Source organism: Pseudomonas sp. NPDC089734 (assembly GCF_044748865.1).
Classification (GTDB): Bacteria; Pseudomonadota; Gammaproteobacteria; order Pseudomonadales; family Pseudomonadaceae; genus Aquipseudomonas.
Map to the genome: position 1 here is coordinate 113,606 of NZ_JBIVGV010000004.1, position 19,249 is coordinate 132,854.

10 protein-coding genes are annotated in these 19,249 nt (G+C 60.9%); 8 read left to right on the plus strand and 2 right to left on the minus strand.

All coding sequences use genetic code 11. The annotated features are described in order from the left end of the window. Positions 1 to 159: 159 nt before the first annotated feature. Entirely contained in the window at positions 160 to 1,371 is a 1,212-nt protein-coding gene (locus tag ACIPY9_RS07115; RefSeq protein WP_400698615.1) for an acyl-CoA dehydrogenase, read from the plus strand. Between the two features lie 6 nt (positions 1,372 to 1,377). Here ACIPY9_RS07115 and ACIPY9_RS07120 read toward each other — a convergent pair whose 3' ends face one another. Then, positions 1,378 to 2,721 carry a substrate-binding domain-containing protein gene (locus ACIPY9_RS07120; RefSeq protein WP_400698617.1) on the minus strand — a complete coding sequence of 448 codons (1,344 nt, stop codon included), beginning with the start codon at positions 2,719 to 2,721 and terminating at the stop codon, positions 1,378 to 1,380. Between the two features lie 140 nt (positions 2,722 to 2,861). Next, positions 2,862 to 3,674 (minus strand): exodeoxyribonuclease III, encoded by an 813-nt coding sequence (gene xthA, locus ACIPY9_RS07125; RefSeq protein WP_400698620.1) that lies wholly within the window; start codon positions 3,672 to 3,674, stop codon positions 2,862 to 2,864. A 295-nt stretch (positions 3,675 to 3,969) separates the two neighbouring features. On the opposite strand from xthA, the gene ACIPY9_RS07130 reads away from it, so the two are divergent. The 7 genes from ACIPY9_RS07130 (at position 3,970) to ACIPY9_RS07160 (ending at position 19,151) form a co-directional block, all read left to right on the plus strand. After that, entirely contained in the window at positions 3,970 to 5,694 is a 1,725-nt protein-coding gene (locus ACIPY9_RS07130; RefSeq protein WP_400698622.1) for an autotransporter assembly complex family protein, read from the plus strand. 5 nt (positions 5,695 to 5,699) lie between these two features. Beyond that, the gene (locus ACIPY9_RS07135; protein ID WP_400699085.1) at positions 5,700 to 9,380 is read left to right on the plus strand and encodes a translocation/assembly module TamB domain-containing protein; all 3,681 of its coding nucleotides are present in this window, start codon (positions 5,700 to 5,702) and stop codon (positions 9,378 to 9,380) included. A gap of 109 nt (positions 9,381 to 9,489) precedes the next feature. Next, positions 9,490 to 9,990: a thiol peroxidase gene (tpx, locus tag ACIPY9_RS07140; RefSeq protein WP_400698625.1), complete on the plus strand. Its 501-nt coding sequence runs from the start codon at positions 9,490 to 9,492 to the stop codon at positions 9,988 to 9,990. Positions 9,991 to 10,145: 155 nt separating this feature from the next. Beyond that, positions 10,146 to 11,486, plus strand: a complete 1,341-nt coding sequence (locus ACIPY9_RS07145; RefSeq protein ID WP_400698627.1) for an MdtA/MuxA family multidrug efflux RND transporter periplasmic adaptor subunit — start codon at positions 10,146 to 10,148, stop codon at positions 11,484 to 11,486. After that, positions 11,483 to 14,593, plus strand: a complete 3,111-nt coding sequence (locus ACIPY9_RS07150; protein ID WP_400698630.1) for an MdtB/MuxB family multidrug efflux RND transporter permease subunit — start codon at positions 11,483 to 11,485, stop codon at positions 14,591 to 14,593. The genes ACIPY9_RS07145 and ACIPY9_RS07150 overlap by 4 nt, the downstream gene beginning before the upstream one ends. After that, on the plus strand, positions 14,590 to 17,694 hold the full coding sequence (locus tag ACIPY9_RS07155) for a multidrug efflux RND transporter permease subunit (protein WP_400698633.1): 3,105 nt from the start codon (positions 14,590 to 14,592) through the stop codon (positions 17,692 to 17,694). Before ACIPY9_RS07150 ends, ACIPY9_RS07155 begins: the two co-directional genes overlap by 4 nt. After that, positions 17,691 to 19,151 carry an efflux transporter outer membrane subunit gene (locus ACIPY9_RS07160; protein WP_400698635.1) on the plus strand — a complete coding sequence of 487 codons (1,461 nt, stop codon included), beginning with the start codon at positions 17,691 to 17,693 and terminating at the stop codon, positions 19,149 to 19,151. Before ACIPY9_RS07155 ends, ACIPY9_RS07160 begins: the two co-directional genes overlap by 4 nt. Positions 19,152 to 19,249: the final 98 nt, after the last annotated feature.

Genomic DNA, 19,249 nt, shown 5'->3' on the forward strand with positions numbered 1-19,249 from the left:
GCGCCTCTTGTCGTTCTTGTAGGGTCACTGCTTATGCCGCAGCGTGGCTCGATCATATATGGGTTATGAATGTTTATATACGGTGAGAATAGATTAGGTAAATGCCAACGGATTCTCTAGGCTGGCGCACATGCCATTTCATCGAGAAGGTAACGACCCATGGATTTCGCCTATTCCCCGAAAGTGCAGGCATTGCGCGAGCGCGTCACCGCATTCATGGATGCCCATGTCTATCCGGCAGAGCCGGTGTTCGAGCGCCAGGTGGCGGAGGGTGATCGCTGGCAGCCGACGGTGATCATGGAGGAGCTCAAGGCAAAAGCCCGGGAGCAGGGCCTGTGGAATCTGTTCCTGCCCGATTCGCAGCAGGGCGCGGGCCTGACCAATCTGGAATATGCGCCGCTGGCCGAAATCATGGGGCGCTCACTGCTGGGCCCTGAGCCTTTCAATTGCTCGGCGCCAGACACGGGGAATATGGAAGTGCTGGTGCGTTATGGCACCGAGCAGCAGAAACGGCAATGGCTGGAGCCGCTGCTGCGAGGCGAGATCCGTTCGGCATTCGCCATGACCGAGCCTGACGTGGCCTCTTCGGATGCCACCAACATGGCGGCCCGCGCCGAGCGCGTGGGTGATGAATGGGTGATCAATGGGCGTAAGTGGTGGACGTCCGGTGCCTGTGACCCGCGTTGCAGGATCCTGATCTTCATGGGCCTGACCAACCCCGACAGCCCTCGTCATCAACAGCACTCGATGATTCTGGTCCCGACAGACACCCCCGGCGTGAACATCATTCGGCCTGTGCCGGTCTTCGGCTACGACGATGCGCCGCACGGTCATGCCGAAATCCACTTCGAGAATGTCCGGGTGCCTTACGAGAATGTCCTGCTGGGCGAGGGCCGGGGGTTTGAAATAGCCCAGGGGCGTCTGGGACCGGGCCGTATCCACCACTGCATGCGTTCTATCGGCATGGCAGAGCGTGCCCTGGAACTGATGTGTCGGCGGGCCGTCGATCGCGTGGCATTCGGCAAGCCGCTGGCAAGGCTGGGAGGCAATATCGACAAAATCGCGGACTCGCGCATGGAAATCGATATGGCCCGCCTGTTGACCCTGAAGGCGGCCTACATGATGGACACCGCAGGCAACAAGGTGGCCAGGAGCGAGATTGCGCAAATCAAGGTGGTTGCGCCGAATGTGGCGTTGAAGGTCATTGACCGGGCGATCCAGATACACGGCGGAGCAGGGGTTTCCAACGACTTTCCCCTGGCCTACATGTATGCGATGCAGCGCACGTTGCGTCTGGCCGACGGGCCCGATGAAGTGCATCGGGCGGCGATCGGCAAATACGAGCTGGGTAAATACATGCCTCGTGACTGAGGCGGGTCACTGCACCCAGACTTCAACCCGACGGTTCTTGATCCGGCCTTCGTCGGCATCGTTGGCGGCGACCGGCATTTCATCGCCAAAGCCCAGGATTTCGCAGCAGCTGACCCTGTTTTTCTGCAATTCCCGGCGAACGGCCATGGCGCGCAGTCTGGAGAGCAAGGTGGCCCGTTCCGAGTCGTGCTTGGCGTCGCCAAAACCTACCAGGGTGAGTGAACGGTTCAGTTTTTCGTGGGTTTTCAGATACTCCACGACGCGTTGCAGGTCGAGCTGGGCCTTGTTGTCCAGCCGGGCACTGCCTTGAGCGAAACGGAAGTTCACCGACAGACGCTCCGCGTGGCGGGTCAGGGCCTGATAATCCTCGGGCATCCGGGGCGTCGCCTGGACTTTCATGGCTTGAACGGTCTGAGCCACAAAGCCATTGCGTGCCACGATGGCCTGGCCTTCAGGGCTTTGTGCAAAGTTCACCAGTTCCTGCGCCCAGGGGCGTTTGGCCTGGGGTGGTTGATACAGGTACAGACGCCTGGACAGCGGATAATCCTCGGTGGCGATCAGGCTGGTCGTGGGCAGCATCGGTTTCGAGTCACCGTCCGCGATGGCCACGGCCTTGGCCTTGCGGACATAAGGCAGACCGATGAAACCAATGCCGTTGCGATCCTGGCTGACCTCATCGGAAAGCTGTTCGCTGGACTCGAAACGCTTGGCATGACGTGACAGGGACTTGTCGTTTCTGGCCAGTATCAATTCCTTGAAGGTTTCATAGGTGCCGGATTTTTCGTCCCGTGCATACAGATGGACTTCCCCGGGGCGGCCGCCGATTTCCTGCCAGTTCTGGACCTCGCCGGAAAACAGGCGGGCCAGTTGCGCCGTCGTGAGCTGTTGCAGCGGATTGCTCGGGTGCAGGATGACCGCCACGCCGTCGATGGCAATGACCTGCTCGCCTTCAGGGCTCTTCAGGTTGCCGAGACTGGTCAGTTCCAGCGCTTCCTGGTCCTTGATCGGGCGAGACGACGCAGCAATGTCGGCACGACCTGCTTTCAGCGCAGTAAAACCGGTGCCTGAACCATGGGCGGCCACTTCGGCCGTCACGGATTGACCGGCCGGGGTCACGCCTGTGACCCGCACTTCATTGGGTTGGGCGCCGGGCAGTATTTGCAGGGATTTCAGGCCTTGCTCATGCATCAGGCCTTCGATCAGGGCCGGGCCCAGTTGGGCATTGATCGTGTTGGAACCTTGAATCCGCAGGACTGGCGTGTTGTCCGTCGGGACAGGCAATGCTGCCAGACCGAGGCCGGGCAGAAGGGCGCAACACAGGGGCAGCGCCGAAAGCAGAGCGCGCAGCATCTGCGTCACCTTGAATAGCTGAAAGTGCCGGAAGAATAAGACAGGCAGATTGCTGAAATATGACAGTTGGTGCGGCCGCCTTTCACGGCCGGAACCGATCGGCCTGCCTCACGGCCAGCCAATCGGTCTTCTCGGCTTTTTCAGCTCAATTCAAGCCAGATCGGTGCATGATCCGAAGGCTTTTCCATGCCGCGCAAATCATAATCGACACCGGCAGCCTTGATCCTGGGCTGCAGTCCGGTGGAGGTCATGATCAGGTCGATGCGCAGACCGCGCTTGGGGGTGTCTTCAAAGCCGCGGCTGCGATAGTCGAACCAGCTGAACTGGTCGATCACTTCCGGATTCAGGTAACGGAAACTGTCGACCAGGCCCCAGTTCTTCAGGCGCTCCATCCATTCACGCTCTTCCGGCAGGAAGCTGCATTTGCCGGTTTTCAGCCAGCGTTTGGCGTTATCCGGGCCGATGCCGATGTCGCAGTCCTGAGGGGAGATGTTCACATCGCCCATGACGATCAGCGGTTGTTCCTGGCTGAAGCGGCTTTCCAGCAAGTCCTGAAGGTCCTTGTAGAAGCGTTCTTTGGCCGGAAACTTGGTGGGGTGGTCGCGGCTTTCACCCTGAGGGAAGTAACCGTTCATGATGGTGACCGGCTGGCCGTTCCGGTCGGCGTAGGTTCCCCAGATAAAACGTTTCTGCGCTTCTTCGTCGTCAGTGTCGAAGCCCTTGTGCAGGGCCAGCGGCATGTTCCGCGACAGCAGTGCGACCCCGTAATGGCCTTTCTGGCCGTGAAAGTGGACGTGATAACCAAGCGCTTCGATTTCCGCCTGGGGGAACTGGTCGTCGGAGACTTTGGTTTCCTGCAGGCCGATCACGTCAGGCTGATGCTTTTCGATCAGCGCCGCCAGCTGATGCGGTCGGGCGCGCAGACCGTTGATGTTGAAGGAGACGATTTTCATAAGGCGGCAATCCTGGAGTCATACAAAAAGGCGATGCTAGCCGACCGGCCGATTTACGGCCAGCACACAGTCGGCTGCTACGCTGGAGAAGGGGAAGTCTACTGGAACTGTTGTCGCATGCCGTCATTCTCGCCCCGTTTTCCGGTGCGTGAGTGGTGTCTTTATCGCTGAATCAAGAAGAAACCGTCATGGGCCGGCACGTCTGTTTCAAGGCTGGCCATGACGTAAGGGATTGAAAATCAGACTTATTGACGTATTCCAACCGGACTCGTCGCTCGTGTTAGCATCCGCGCCCATGAAGTTTTTCAGAATAGTCAGCAGCGTGCTCCTGATGTCTGTGGGAGCGGCGGCTCATGCCCAGGCCCGACTGGATATCAGGATCAAACCCGAGAATCCGGAGCTCAAGGCCAACATAGAAGGCTATGTGGGCAGTCCGGGTGAGCGTGATGCAGAAGCCTTGCAGCATTTCAGCATCGGGGCCCAGGAGCAGGCCCAGAAAGCCGCTCAGGCCCTGGGCTACTATCAGGCGCAGATCGACAGCCATGTGACGGACGACAAGGAGCCGCAACTGGTCATCGATATCCAGCCGGGCGAACCGGTTCGCCTGCGTACTGTGGCCGTGCGCATTGACGGGCCGGCAGCGTCCCTCAAGGCTTTTCAGGTGCCGAAGAGCCGGGCGCTGGCTCCGGGGGCGGTCTTGAATCACGGTCATTACGAAGATGCCAAGCGTCTGATCCAGAATCAGGCCTCGCGTTATGGCTTTTTCAGTGGGCGCTTCACTCGCCAGCGGCTGGTGGTGGACCCGCGTGCCGGCGTGGCGGACATCGAGCTGATCTACGACAGCGGCCCGCGTTACTCCCTGGGGAAAGTGACCTTCAGCGGTGATACGCCGCTTGACGATGACCTGCTCAAACGCATGGTGCCGTTCAAGGACAACACGCCCTATGACTCGCAACTGATCGCCGAGCTCAATCAGGCCATGCAGGCCAGCGGTTATTTCGAGGGGGTACGTGTCGATGCCGCGCCAACGGCTGCCGAAGGGCAGGTCATCCCGGTGACGGTGCAACTGCAAATGCGCAAGCCGCGCACCATGGGCCTGGGGCTGGGCTTTTCCACGGATGTCGGCCCACGGGGCAAGGCCAACTGGACGCGCCACTGGGCCAACCCTCAAGGCCACAGTTATGGATTCGAGAGCGAGCTTTCGGCGCCCCGGCAGAACGTGGGCCTGTGGTACGACGTGCCTCTGGACCCGCCGCTGACCGACAAGCTGCGCTACGCCGGGGGCTATCAGTATGAAGAAATCGCCGGCACCGACAGCCTCAGCAAACTGCTCACGGTCGGCCCCGAATGGCACAGCAAGTTGCCCAGCGGCTGGGAGCGGGTCATTTCTCTCAAATGGCAGCGCGAGGAATACCGTCTGGGCGATGACAGCGGCTTGAGCACCTTGCTGATGCCCGGCATCAGCTATTCGTTTCTCGACAGTGACAATCGTATCGATCCACACCACGGCTACCGGCTGCAATTCGATATGCAGGTGGCCAAGGAAGGCATGCTGTCCGATGCCAACCTGTTGCACGGTAATGTCTTGCTCAAGGGGCTGACGACACTGGCGCAGAAGCATCGCTTTCTGGGTCGCGTGCAGTTCGGCGGTAACCTGACCAATGGCTACACGTCCATCCCGCCGTCGCTGCGCTTCTTTGCCGGTGGCGATCAGAGCGTACGCGGCTATGACTACCAGACCCTGTCGCCGACGAACTCGGACGGGGATCGTATCGGTGGTCGCTACATGGTGGCCGGCAGTGTCGAATACCAGTACTCGATTGCCGAAAAATGGCGTCTGGCGACCTTCATCGATCAAGGCAACGCCTTCAATAACCTGGAGCTGCCCAGCATGAAGACGGGCGTGGGCTTCGGTGTGCGCTGGGTTTCGCCGGTCGGGCCGCTGCGCCTGGATCTGGCCCGGGCGCTGGACGATGACGGCGGCATTCGTCTGCACTTCTCCATGGGGCCGGAACTGTGAAGCGTCTGAACATGAAACGTGCTGCCGGGATCGCCGGTCTGGGGCTGGCCACGATCATGCTGCTCTTGGTGGCGGGCGTCTGGCTGGCTGTTGGGACGCAAGGCGGCAGTCAATGGGTATTGGCGCGAGTGCCCGGTCTGCAGGTCGAGGGCTTCAACGGGCGGCTGAACGGCCAGTGGCAGGCGGACAGTCTGCTTTGGCAGCAGGGCGAGGATCGCGTCGAGATCAGTGCCGTCGAGTTCGACTGGTCGCCTGCCTGTCTGTTGACGATGACGTTATGCATTGATCGATTGCAGGCCGGGCAGGCGCGCCTGCACTTTTCTGGCAGCCAGGAGCCTGCCAGCGAGGAACCGCTGACCTTGCCGACCTTGAAGCTGCCCGTGGCGATTCGCTTGAATGACGTCCGGCTGGGCAGCCTGCAACTGGATGGTGTCGAACAACTGAGTGACCTGAAGCTGGCCGCTCACTGGACGGTCGATGGACTGCAGATCGACACCGCTCACCTGCAACGGGATGATCTGGCGCTCGACCTGACCGGGCTGTTGAAGCCCGATGGCGACTGGCCGCTGACGGCTCAGGGGACAGTGCAACTGCCGCCGCAGGGCGGGCAGCCCTGGACGCTGGCGCTGAATATCACGGGCGAACTGCTCAAGACCCTGCAGCTCCAGGCGGACAGCAAGGGTTACCTGGAAGGGCAACTGAAAGGCGAGCTGCAGCCGCTGGCCGAGCACCTTCCGGCTCGACTGAGCATCACTTCTGAACGGTTCAAGCCTGATGCCGGATTGCCGGACACCTTGCAACTCGAACAGTTGTTGCTCACGGCAGAGGGCAATCTCGAGGCCGGCTATCAGATCGCAGGCACCGCCAGCCTGCCCGCCGAGCAGGGGCCTGTCGCCCTGACGCTTCAGGGGCGTGTCGATGCGAAGGGCGCGGATATCGAAGCATTGCAACTGACGGCCAGTGAGCAACAACGACTCGCTCTCAATGGCCGCTTGAGCTGGGAAACCGGGTTCAAGGCCGATGCAAAGATCGACTGGCTGGATTTTCCCTGGCAGCGGCTTTATCCGCTGGCTTCGGCACCCCAGGTCAGCTTGCGCAAGTTCAATGGAGAGATTTCCTACACCGATGGCCAGTATCTGGGGTTCTTTCATTCGGACCTGGACGGCCCTGCCGGTGCCTTCAGCCTGGGCAGCCCGTTCAGCGGCGATCTACAGCAGGTGTTCTTGCCACAGCTTGAACTGGTCGCGGGGCAGGGCAAGGCCAGCGGCCATCTGAACCTGCAATTTGCCGATGGCATCGGCTGGGACACGGCGCTGGATCTGAGTGCGCTCGATCCGGCTTACTGGGTGGCAGAACTGCCGGGGACGCTGGCCGGTGTGTTGCGCAGCAAGGGGCAGTTCAAGCAGGAACAGCTCGACCTGAATGCCGACCTGGACCTCAAGGGGCGCTTGCGTGGGCAGCCGGCGCTGTTGCAGGTCAAGGCCGACGGCAGTTCCGACCAGTGGAACCTGAGTGCGCTGGAGATCCGTCTGGGAGACAACCGGATTCGGGGGCGTGGCAATCTGCAGCAAACCCTCAAGGGGCAGGTGGACCTCGATCTGCCTCGTCTGGGGCAACTGTGGCCACGTTTGCAGGGGCGGATCAATGGACGCCTTGAGCTGGCCGGTACCCTTCAGGCCCCTCAGGGGCAACTCGCCTTGCAGGGCGGGCAACTGGCCTTGCAAGACAATCGTCTGCAAAACCTGACACTGACGGCCCGGCTCGATCAGGCCCAGCGTGCAACGGTCGATTTCAAGGGCAGCGGTATTCAGGCGGGTGAGACCGGGTTGGGAACGCTCACCGTCAACGGGCAGGGCACTCTCAAGAACCAGCAGGTGAAGCTCGATCTGCAAGGCCCTTTGCTGAAACTGGCCCTGGCGCTGGACGGCGGGCTGGATCAGGGTAACTGGCGAGGCCGTCTGGCCAGTGGCGATATTCAGAGCGGTGGGCAGGACTGGCAATTGCAGCGCCCGGCGGCGCTTGAGCGGCTGGCCGACGGCAGGGTCAACTTTGCAGCGCATTGCTGGGTTTCCGGGCAGGCCAGTCTGTGCGGTGAGGATCAGCGTTTGATGCCCGAGCCGCGTCTGCGTTATCACTTGAAGAACTTCCCTCTCGACAGTCTGGCTCAGTGGCTGCCCAAGGATTTCGCCTGGAAAGGCTCGCTCAATGCGGATGTAAAACTCGACCTGCCAGCCGCCGGGCCTGACGGGCAGATCACGGTCGATGCCAGCAACGGTACGCTGCGGGTCCGGGAAAAGGATCAGTGGCTGGATTTCCCTTATCGCAGCCTGAAACTCAGCAGTACTCTGAAACCCCAGCGTATCGATTCGCGGCTGGACTTCGATGGCGAAAAGCTGGGCCGCTTGCTGCTCTCGGTACGACTCGATCCGCTGTCGCGCAACAAGAACCTGAGTGGCGATTTCAGCCTGTCGGACCTCGATGTCTCCGTGGCACGGCCATTCGTGCCCATGGTGCAGAAGTTCAATGGTCGTCTGAGTGGCAGCGGTCGTTTGTCCGGTGGCCTGCTGGCCCCTCAGGTCAACGGCAGCATTACCCTGGATAATGGCGAGGTTTCCGGGCCGGAACTGCCCATGGCGTTGCAGGACCTGAAGGTGCAGGCCCTGATCGCCGGGGAGAGCGTGCAACTCGAGGGCGGCTGGAAGAGTGGTGCAACCGGGCAGGGCTCGTTGAGCGGGCAGGTGGCCTGGGGGCAGGCCTTGCGGGTGGATATAAACCTCAAGGGCTCACGCCTGCCGATCACGGTCGAACCTTATGTCTCGGTGGAGGCGGCTCCCGACCTGAAGATCTCCATGCACAACGACCGGCTGGGTATTTCCGGCAAGGTGCTGGTGCCCAAGGGGACGATCACGGTACGCGAACTGCCACCTTCGACGGTGAAGTTGTCCGGCGATACGGTCATTGTCGGGCAGCCGGTCGAGGAGGCGAGCCCGGCCATGGCCATGGCGATGGATATCGACGTAGAAGTCGGGCAGGAAAAACTCGCCTTCAGCGGCTTTGGCCTGACGGCCAATCTGGCCGGTCATGTGCACATCGGCGACAACCTCGATACCCGGGGCGAGCTGAACCTCAATGACGGACGTTATCGTGCCTACGGGCAGCGTCTGACGATCCGCAAGGCCCGCCTGCTGTTTGCCGGGCCGATCGATCAGCCTTATCTGGATATCGAGGCGATTCGCCAGACCGACGAGATCATTGCCGGTATCAGGCTGACCGGCAGCGCCGATCAACCGACCACCGTGGTGTTTTCCGAGCCGGCCATGAGCCAGGAGCAGGCGCTCTCGTATCTGGTCATGGGCAGGCCTCTTGGGAACGACGGTGAGGACAGTAATATGGTCGCTCAGGCTGCACTGGCGCTGGGGGTGGCCGGCAGTGCCTCGACCACCGGCAAGCTCGCCGATAACCTGGGCATCAAGGACTTCGAGCTTGATACCAGCGGTACAGGCAACAAGACCAACGTCGTGGCGAGCGGCAAGATCACCGACAAGCTCAGCCTGCGTTATGGCGTCGGAGTCTTCGAGCCGGTCAATACCATTGCGCTGCGTTACATGCTGAGCAAGAAGGTGTATCTGGAGGCGGCCAGCGGCATTGCCAGCTCGCTGGACATTTTCTATAAGCGGGACTTTTAGGGGACAGGCTCTATTCCGTGGCTAATCAGGAAAAATCCGATATAGGTCGTCAGCTATTTTCGTGGTTAACTTCCGGCTCTTCCAAAACTCTGAAAAAGGACTGGGTTTCATGGCTCAAGTAACGCTTAAAGGCAATCCTGTACAAGTCGCTGGCGAACTGCCGAACAAGGGCAGTGTTGCACCGGCTTTCACTCTGGTAGGTGCAGGCCTTGCCGATGTGACCCTGGCTGATTTTGCGGGCAAGCGCAAAGTCCTGAACATTTTCCCGAGCATCGACACGCCGACCTGTGCGACCTCCGTACGCAAGTTCAACGCGCAGGCCAATGACGTGAACAATGCCGTCGTGCTGTGCATCTCCGCCGACCTGCCATTCGCCCAGGCTCGCTTCTGTGGCTCGGAAGGTCTCGATAACGTGAAGAACCTGTCCGCCTTCCGCAGTGCCGATTTCAGCAAGCAGTACGGTGTGGCGATTGCCGACGGTCCTCTGGCTGGCCTGACGGCTCGTGCCGTGGTCGTTCTGGACGAAAACAACACCGTCTTGCACAGCGAGCTGGTCTCTGAAATCGGCCAGGAGCCGAACTATGACGCGGCGCTGGCTGCACTGAAGTAATACGCTGCAACATTTATTCAGCGGCCTGAATTCGCTCAGGCCGTTTTTTTATTTGTGCTTCAACCGTTTAACAAAAGTAAGCGCTTGGTAAAGGCGCTTTGCTTGCAGCGCATCTGTGCTTATTGTTCTGCCTTCTGAAGAAGCCCCCATCTGTAATGGTTGATTTATTCATGCAATCGTCTGGCCCCCGTAATTCCCGTCGCTGGTTGATCAGTCTATTGGTTCTGTTGGTGATCGTCGGCCTGTGCTGGTGGTTCTGGCCTGCGTCCTCACCTCACAAGGGCAGTGAGGCCGGCAAGGCGGCAGCCGGTGCAGCAGCGGGTGGTCCTGGCGGTCCCGGTCCGGGACGGGGCATGGCGCGCCCGGGGTTCGGTGGTTCTTCGGTGGCGGTGCCGGTGAGGGTTGCGCCAGTGATCCAGGCCGATTACCCGATCTACTACAAGGCACTGGGCACGGTGACGGCGACCAACACCATCAATGTGCGCAGCCGCGTGGCAGGTGAGCTGATCAAGATCCACTTCCAGGAAGGCCAGATGGTCAAGGCCGGGGATCTTCTGGCTGAAATCGATCCACGTACCTATCAGGTCGCCTTGCAGCAGGCCGAGGGCACGCTGGCGACCAATCAGGCATTGCTGAAGAACGCCCAGATCGATGTGCAGCGCTATCGTGGCCTGTTTGCAGAAGACAGCATCGCCAAGCAGACCCTGGACACCGCCGAATCGCTGGTGAACCAGTATCAGGGAACGATAAAGACCAATCAGGCAGCGGTTGCAGAAGCCCGCCTCAATCTCGAGTTCACCCGGATCCGTGCGCCGATTGCCGGTCGCGTGGGCCTCAAGCAACTGGACGTCGGCAACCTCGTGGCCGCCAACGACACGACGGCCCTGGTGGTGATTACCCAGATCCAGCCGATTTCGGTCAACTTCACCCTCCCGGAAAAGGACCTCTCTGCGGTCATCGCCCGTTATCGCAGTGGCGACAAGCTGCCTGTCGAAGCCTGGGACCGGGGAGACGTCAAACAACAGGCCACCGGCGTGCTCGCCAGCCTGGACAACCAGATCGACGTGACCACCGGTACGCTGAAATTCAAGGCCCGCTTCGAGAACCGCGACGAAGCGCTGTTCCCCAATCAGTTCGTGAATGTGCGTCTGCGCGCTGACACCCTGCGGCAAGCGGTTCTGGTGCCGACGGCTGCCGTGCAGTTCGGCCTCAACGGCACGTTCGTCTATGCGCTGGACGGCGACAAGAAGGTCAAGATCAACCTGCTCAAGATCGGGCCGAGCGATGAAACTTCGACAGTGGTCCTCGAAGGCCTGAGCGCCGGCTCGCGGGTCGTGCTCGAAGGCACCGACCGTCTGCGAGACGGTGCGGCAGTGGAAGTGGTCAGCGACAGCAAGGACGTGCCATCGACTCCCGGCCAGCAGTTGCAGGGACGGCCCGACAAGCCCAGCGATAAATCGGCCTCGGCCGACAAGGCGGAAAAGACCCGAGTATGAACATGTCGCGTCTGTTCATCCTGCGCCCGGTTGCCACGACCCTGAGCATGCTGGCCATTGTGCTGGCCGGCCTGATCGCCTACACCTTGCTGCCGGTTTCGGCGCTGCCACAGGTGGACTACCCGACCATTCGCGTCATGACCCTGTATCCGGGGGCCAGCCCTCAAGTCATGACCAGTGCGGTGACGGCTCCTCTGGAGCGGCAGTTCGGGCAGATGCCGGGGCTGGAGCAGATGGCGTCCACCAGTTCCGGTGGCGCATCGGTCATCACCCTGCGTTTCGACCTTGAAATCAATATGGATGTGGCCGAGCAGGAAGTGCAGGCGGCCATCAATGCCGCCACCAACCTGTTGCCCACCGATCTGCCTGCGCCTCCGGTCTATAACAAGGTCAACCCGGCCGACACGCCGGTCCTGACCCTGGCGATCACGTCCCGGACCATGCCGCTGCCCAGGCTCAATGATCTGGTCGATACGCGCATGGCGCAGAAGCTCTCCCAGATCAGCGGTGTCGGCATGGTCAGCATCGCAGGCGGTCAGCGTCAGGCGGTGCGGATCAAGGTCAATCCCGACGCCCTGGCCGCCAACGGTCTGAACCTGTCCGATGTTCGCACCCTGGTCAGCGCCTCCAACGTCAACCAGCCCAAGGGCAACTTCGATGGCCCGATCCGGGTGTCGATGCTCGATGCCAACGACCAGCTCAAGTCGCCCGAGGAATATGCCAACCTGATCCTGGCCTACAGCAATGGCGCACCGCTGCGCCTGAAGGACGTGGCACAGATCGTCGATGGTGCGGAAAACGAACGGCTGGCGGCCTGGGCCAACCGCAATCAGGCTGTACTGCTCAATATCCAGCGTCAGCCCGGTGCCAACGTCATCGAGGTGGTGGACCGTATCAAGGCCCTGTTGCCGAGTATCACGGACAACCTCCCGGCCGGTCTGGATGTCATGGTCCTGACCGACCGTACACAGACCATCAGGGCTTCGGTCACCGATGTTCAGCATGAACTGCTGATCGCGATCATTCTGGTCGTGCTGGTGACGTTCCTGTTCCTGCGCCGTGTAAGCGCGACCATCATTCCCTCGATTGCCGTGCCCTTGTCCCTGATCGGGACATTTGGCGTGATGTATCTGGCCGGCTTTTCGATCAATAACCTGACGCTGATGGCGTTGACCATCGCCACGGGCTTTGTGGTGGACGATGCCATCGTGATGCTGGAGAACATTTCCCGGCACATCGAGGAGGGCGAAACACCCTTGCAGGCCGCCCTCAAGGGCGCGAAGCAGATCGGCTTCACCCTCATTTCCCTCACCCTGTCGCTGATTGCCGTACTGATTCCGTTGCTGTTCATGGCCGATGTGGTCGGGCGTCTTTTCCGGGAGTTCGCCATTACCCTGGCGGTGGCGATCCTGATTTCGCTGGTGGTTTCGCTGACCCTGACCCCGATGATGTGCGCCCGCCTGCTCAAGCGTGAGCCTGCGGAGGAGGAGCAGAGCCGTTTCTACCGTGCCAGCGGTGCCTGGATCGACTGGCTGATCAAGGTCTATGCCGGCAAGTTGCGCTGGGTCCTCAAGCATCAGCCGCTGACGCTGCTGGTGGCCATCGGCACACTGGCATTGACGGTCGTGCTGTATCTGGTCGTGCCCAAGGGTTTTTTCCCCGTGCAGGACACCGGGGTGATCCAGGGGATTTCCGAGGCACCGCAATCGGTGTCGTTCGCAGCGATGAGCGAGCGCCAGCAATCGCTGGCCGACATCATCCTCAAGGACCCGGCCGTTGCCAGCCTGTCGTCCTATATCGGTGTGGATGGCGATAACGCCACGCTCAACAGCGGACGCCTGCTGATCAACCTGAAACCACATCGTGAGCGGGACCTGACGGCCGCCCAGGTCATCCAGCGCCTGCAACCGCAACTGGACGGCCTGTCGGGGATTCGCCTGTTCATGCAGCCGGTTCAGGACTTGACCATCGAAGACCGGGTCAGCCGTACCCAGTACCAGTTCAGCATGTCGTCACCGGATGCCGAGCTGTTGAGCCTGTGGAGCGGCAAGCTGGTGGATGCCTTGAGCCAGCGCCCCGAACTGACCGATGTCGCCAGTGACTTGCAGGACAAGGGCTTGCAGGTGTTTCTGATGATTGACCGCGATGCGGCCAGCCGTTTGGGCGTCAGCGTGGCCAATATCACCGATGCGCTGTACGACGCCTTTGGCCAGAGGCAGATTTCCACGATCTACACCCAGGCCAGCCAGTATCGCGTGGTCCTGCAGGCGGCCTCCGGCAACGAGCTGGGGCCCAAGGCACTGGAACAGATTCACGTCAAGACCACCGATGGCGGGCAGGTCAAGCTGTCGAGCCTGGCACGTGTCGAACAGCGTCAGGCGCAGCTGGCGATTGCCCATATCGGGCAGTTCCCGGCGGTCATGATGTCGTTCAACCTGGCACCGGGTGTTGCGCTGGGCGAAGCGGTGAAGGTGATCGAGCAGGTTCAGAAGGACATCGGCATGCCGCTGGGTGTGCAGACTCAGTTCCAGGGCGCTGCCGAAGCATTCCAGGCGTCCTTGTCCAGCACCTTGCTGCTGATCCTGGCGGCGGTGGTGACTATGTATATCGTGCTGGGTGTGCTCTACGAGAGTTACATTCACCCGATCACCATTCTCTCGACACTGCCGTCGGCGGCCGTGGGAGCCTTGCTGGCCTTGCTCCTGAGTGGCAATGACCTGGGAATGATCGCGATCATCGGCATCATTCTGCTGATCGGCATCGTCAAGAAAAACGCCATCATGATGATCGACTTCGCGCTGGACGCCGAGCGCAATCGTGGCGTGGACCCGGAAACGGCCATCTACGATGCGGCGTTGCTGCGTTTCCGGCCGATCCTGATGACCACGCTGGCGGCGCTCTTTGGTGCCGTGCCGCTGATGCTGGCGACCGGCTCGGGAGCCGAGCTTCGTCAACCGCTGGGTCTGGTGATGGTCGGCGGGCTGTTGCTCAGCCAGATCCTGACCCTGTTCACCACGCCGGTGATCTACCTGTACTTCGATCGGTTGGGACGTCGCTGGAGGCGTGAGCCTGGCGCCGGTGCTCCTCTGGAGCGGGCTGACGCATGAACCTGTCCGCTCCCTTCATCAGCAGGCCGGTGGCCACCGTCCTGCTGAGTCTGGCAATCATGCTGCTGGGTGCCGTCAGCTTCAGGCTGTTGCCTGTGGCTCCGTTGCCGAACATGGACTTCCCGGTGATCGTGGTGTCGGCCAGCCTGCCGGGCGCGAGCCCCGAAATCATGGCCTCCAGCGTCGCAACACCGCTGGAGCGCTCGCTGGGCAGCATCGCCGGCGTCAATACGATGAGCAGCAACTCCAGCCAGGGTTCGACCCGCGTGATCCTGCAGTTTGATATCGACCGTGATATCAACGGCGCCGCACGTGAAGTGCAGGCCGCGATCAATGCCTCGCGCAACCTGCTGCCCAGCGGAATGCGCAGCATGCCGACCTACAAGAAGGTCAATCCGTCCCAGGCACCGATCATGGTGCTGACGCTGACCTCTGACGTGTTGCAGAAAGGTCAGCTCTACGACCTGGCTTCGACCATTCTTTCCCAGAGCCTGTCACAGGTGGCGGGGGTAGGGGAGGTGCAGATCGGTGGCAGTTCCCTTCCGGCCGTACGGATCGAACTGGAACCGAACATGCTGGACCAGTACGGTGTATCGCTGGACGAAGTGCGGACCACCATTACCAGCTCCAATGTGCGACGCCCCAAGGGATCGGTCGAGGACAGCCAGCATAACTGGCAGGTCCAGGCCAATGATCAACTGGAGAAGGCCAAGGACTATGCACCGCTGATCATCCGTTATCAGGACGGTGCCGCCTTGCGGCTGCGGGATGTGGCCAAGGTCAGCGATGCCGTGGAAAACCGTTACAACAGCGGTTTTTTCAACGACAAGTCCGCGGTGTTGCTGGTCATCAACCGTCAGGCCGGGGCCAACATCATCGAGACGGTGGCTCAGATCAAGGAACAGTTGCCGGCCTTGCAGGCGGTTTTGCCAGCCAGTGTGCAACTGAACATCGCCATGGACCGCTCGCCGGTCATCAAGGCCACGCTGCATGAAGCGGAAATGACCCTGTTGATCGCCGTGGTGCTGGTGGTACTGGTGGTGTTCCTGTTCCTGGGCAGCCTGCGGGCGTCATTGATTCCCACGCTGGCGGTTCCGGTGTCGCTGGTGGGGACTTTCGCCATCATGTATCTGTGCGGTTTCTCGCTGAACAACCTGTCGCTGATGGCCCTGATCCTGGCCACCGGGCTGGTGGTGGACGATGCGATCGTGGTGCTGGAAAACATTTCCCGGCACATCGATGAAGGTGTATCTCCGCTGAAGGCGGCCTATCTGGGCTCCAAGGAAGTCGGCTTCACCTTGTTGTCCATGAACGTCTCGCTGGTGGCGGTGTTCATTTCGATCCTGTTCATGGGCGGTCTGGTTGAAAACCTGTTTCGTGAGTTTTCCATCACGCTGTCGGTGGCCATCATCGTGTCGCTACTGGTGTCCCTGACCCTGACGCCCATGATGTGCGCCCGCTGGCTCAAACCCCAGAGCCATGAGCAAAACGCTTTCCAGCGCTGGAGCCAGCGCACCAACGATCGCATGGTGGCCGGCTATGACCGGACGCTCGGCTGGGTGTTGCGTCATCCGCGTCTGACGCTGTTCAGCCTGTTGATCACCATCGGCGTGAATATTGCCCTCTACGTTGTGGTGCCCAAGACATTCCTGCCCCAGCAGGACACGGGGCAGTTGATGGGCTTCATCCGTGGCGACGATGGCCTTTCGTTCACCGTGATGCAGCCCAAGATGGAAATTTTCCGTCGTGCGGTGCTGGCCGATCCGGCCGTATTGAGCGTGGCAGGCTTTATCGGCGGCAGTGGCGGGACCAACAATGCCTTCATGCTGGTGCGCCTGAAACCGATCAGCGAGCGCAAGATATCCGCCAATGAAGTGGTGGAGCGGTTGCGCAAGAACCTGCCGCAGGTGCCGGGTGGTCGCCTGTTCCTCTCGCCGGATCAGGACCTGCAACTGGGCGGCGGTCGCGAGCAGGCCAGCTCTCAATACCAGTACATCCTGCAGAGCGGTGACCTGAACAGCCTGCGCGAGTGGTATCCGAAAGTCGTGACGGCCCTCAAGGCCTTGCCGGAACTCACGGCCATCGATGCTCGAGAGGGACGCGGGGCACAGCAGGTGACGCTGGTGGTCGACCGGGACGCGGCCAAGCGTCTCGGGATCGACATGAGCATGGTGACGGCGGTGCTCAACAATGCCTACAGCCAGCGTCAGGTCTCCACCATCTACGACACCCTGAACCAGTATCAGGTCGTGCTGGAGGTGAACCCACGGTACTCTCAGGATCCGGCGACTCTGGATCAGGTGCAGGTCATCACGGAGGACGGGCAGCGGGTGCCGCTTTCGAGCATTGCCCGTTATGAGCGCAGCCTTGCCAGCGATCGGGTTTCCCATGAAGGGCAGTTCGCATCGGAGAGCATTTCCTTCGATCTGGCAGAGGGCGTCAGCCTCGATACCGCGACCGTCGCGATAGAGCGTGCGATTGCCAGGGTGGGGATGCCGTCCGATGTCATTTCCAAGATGGCCGGTGCTGCGGATGCCTTTGCCGCGACACAGAAAAGCCAGCCCTGGATGATTCTGGGGGCCTTGCTGGCGGTCTATCTGGTGCTGGGGATTCTGTACGAAAGTTACATCCATCCCCTCACGATTCTCTCGACCCTGCCTTCGGCAGGCGTGGGGGCCTTGCTGAGCATCTATGTGCTGGGCAGTGAATTCAGCCTGATTTCCCTGCTGGGGCTGTTCCTGTTGATCGGTGTCGTGAAGAAAAACGCCATCATGATGATCGACCTGGCCCTGCACCTGGAACGCGAATCCGGAATGACGCCTCAGGAGTCGATCCGCAGTGCCTGTCTGCAACGTCTGCGTCCGATTCTCATGACCACCATGGCGGCCATCCTGGGGGCATTGCCTTTGCTGCTGAGCACGGCCGAAGGCGCGGAAATGCGTCGGCCACTGGGTCTGACCATCATTGGAGGCCTGGTTTTCAGCCAGATCCTGACGCTTTACACCACTCCGGTGGTTTACCTCTATCTTGACCGCTTGCGCCATCGGTTCAACCGCTGGCGTGGCGTGCGCACCGATGCTGCTCTGGAAACTCCGATATGACCGACCACCTGGCAATCAAATCCAACCCACAGTGGCTTGTGCGCCCCCTGGCGACGGGGCTTTGCATCCTGCTGTTGAGCGCCTGTGCCGTAGGCCCCGACTACCATAAGCCTTCGGTTGCCACGCCGGCACAATTCAAGGCCGCCGAAGGCTGGCGGCAGGCATCGCCGAGCGACGCAATGGCCCGGGGCGCCTGGTGGGAAGTCTATGGGGACAGGGAGCTCAATGCTCTGGTGGAGCGGCTCAACAGCTCCAACCAGACGGTCGCTCAATATGAGGCCCAATACCGACAGGCCAGCGCCCTGGTCCGCAGCTCAAGGGGCGCCTTGTTTCCTTCACTGAACCTGACCACCGGCAAGACCCGCTCAAGCCAGGTCTCTTCGAGCACGGCCAGCCAGAACGCCAACAGTGTCAATACAAGTTACAGCGCCCAGTTGGGTGTGAGCTGGGAGGCCGATGTCTGGGGCAAGCTGCGCAGGGGGCTGGAAGCCGACACGGCCAGTGCCCAGTCCAGTCTTGCCGATCTGGCCGCCATGCAGTTGAGCCTGCAATCGCAACTGGTGCAGAACTATCTGCAACTGCGGGTACTCGACGAACAGAAGCGCTTGCTGGAATCGACAGTCCAGGCTTATGAGCGCTCTCTGACCATGACCCGGAATCAATACCAGGCCGGTATTTCCGGGCGTGAGGCGGTCGCTCAGGCGCAGACCCAGCTCAAGACCGCTCAGGCTGACCTGATCGATCTGGAATGGCAACGTGCCCAGTTCGAGAACGCCATTGCGGTGCTGATGGGTATGGCGCCGGCCGAGTTCAACCTGGTGGCCAGTACGTCCATTCCTCAACTGCCGCAGATCCCGGTGGGCATTCCTTCGCAATGGCTGGAGCGTCGCCCGGATATCGCCGCCGCCGAACGCTCGGTCATGGCCGCCAACGCCAATATCGGTGTCGCCAAGGCCGCTTACTACCCGGATTTCACGCTGAGCATGAGTGGCGGTTACAACAGCAATTCGTTTTCCAACTGGATCAGCCTGCCGAACCGGTTCTGGTCGGTCGGGCCGCAAATGGCCCTGACGCTGTTCGATGCCGGTCGACGCTCGGCAGAGGTCGACCGGACCGAAGCGATCTATGACCAGACCGTCGCCCAATACCGGCAGACGGTATTGAACGGCTTTCAGGAAGTTGAAAACTACATGGTTCAGCTCAAGGTCTACGAGCAGGAAGCTGCGGTGCGCCAGGAGGCTCTGGAGGCTGCCCGCGAATCACTGCGCCTGACCAGTAACCAGTACAAGGCCGGGTTGATCGGCTATCTGGATGTCGTCAACGTGCAGACCACGGCGCTGAGCAACGAACGCAGCGTGCTGACGGTCCTGCAAAGCCGTCTGGTTGCCAGTGTGCAGTTGATTGCGGCACTGGGCGGTGGCTGGGAGGCGCAGAGCGGTCTGGATATCGGGGAGTGAGCTGGATTCGGGCGACACAGGTCGCCCGATTGATGCCATGAATAATACTTATATGGCCAATAGCCATTTTTTTGCTCGCTGACCGCGACTTTTCAGCG

Bases quoted from the DNA above. Each gene is read 5' to 3' on its own strand.
- ACIPY9_RS07120 (WP_400698617.1), bottom strand. From the start codon at position 2,721: ATGCTGCGCGCTCTGCTTTCGGCGCTGCCCCTGTGTTGCGCCCTTCTG.
- tpx (WP_400698625.1), top strand. From the start codon at position 9,490: ATGGCTCAAGTAACGCTTAAAGGCAATCCTGTACAAGTCGCTGGCGAA.
- ACIPY9_RS07130 (WP_400698622.1), top strand. From the start codon at position 3,970: ATGAAGTTTTTCAGAATAGTCAGCAGCGTGCTCCTGATGTCTGTGGGA.
- ACIPY9_RS07160 (WP_400698635.1), top strand. From the start codon at position 17,691: ATGACCGACCACCTGGCAATCAAATCCAACCCACAGTGGCTTGTGCGC.
- xthA (WP_400698620.1), bottom strand. From the start codon at position 3,674: ATGAAAATCGTCTCCTTCAACATCAACGGTCTGCGCGCCCGACCGCAT.
- ACIPY9_RS07155 (WP_400698633.1), top strand. From the start codon at position 14,590: ATGAACCTGTCCGCTCCCTTCATCAGCAGGCCGGTGGCCACCGTCCTG.
- ACIPY9_RS07150 (WP_400698630.1), top strand. From the start codon at position 11,483: ATGAACATGTCGCGTCTGTTCATCCTGCGCCCGGTTGCCACGACCCTG.
- ACIPY9_RS07115 (WP_400698615.1), top strand. From the start codon at position 160: ATGGATTTCGCCTATTCCCCGAAAGTGCAGGCATTGCGCGAGCGCGTC.
- ACIPY9_RS07145 (WP_400698627.1), top strand. From the start codon at position 10,146: ATGGTTGATTTATTCATGCAATCGTCTGGCCCCCGTAATTCCCGTCGC.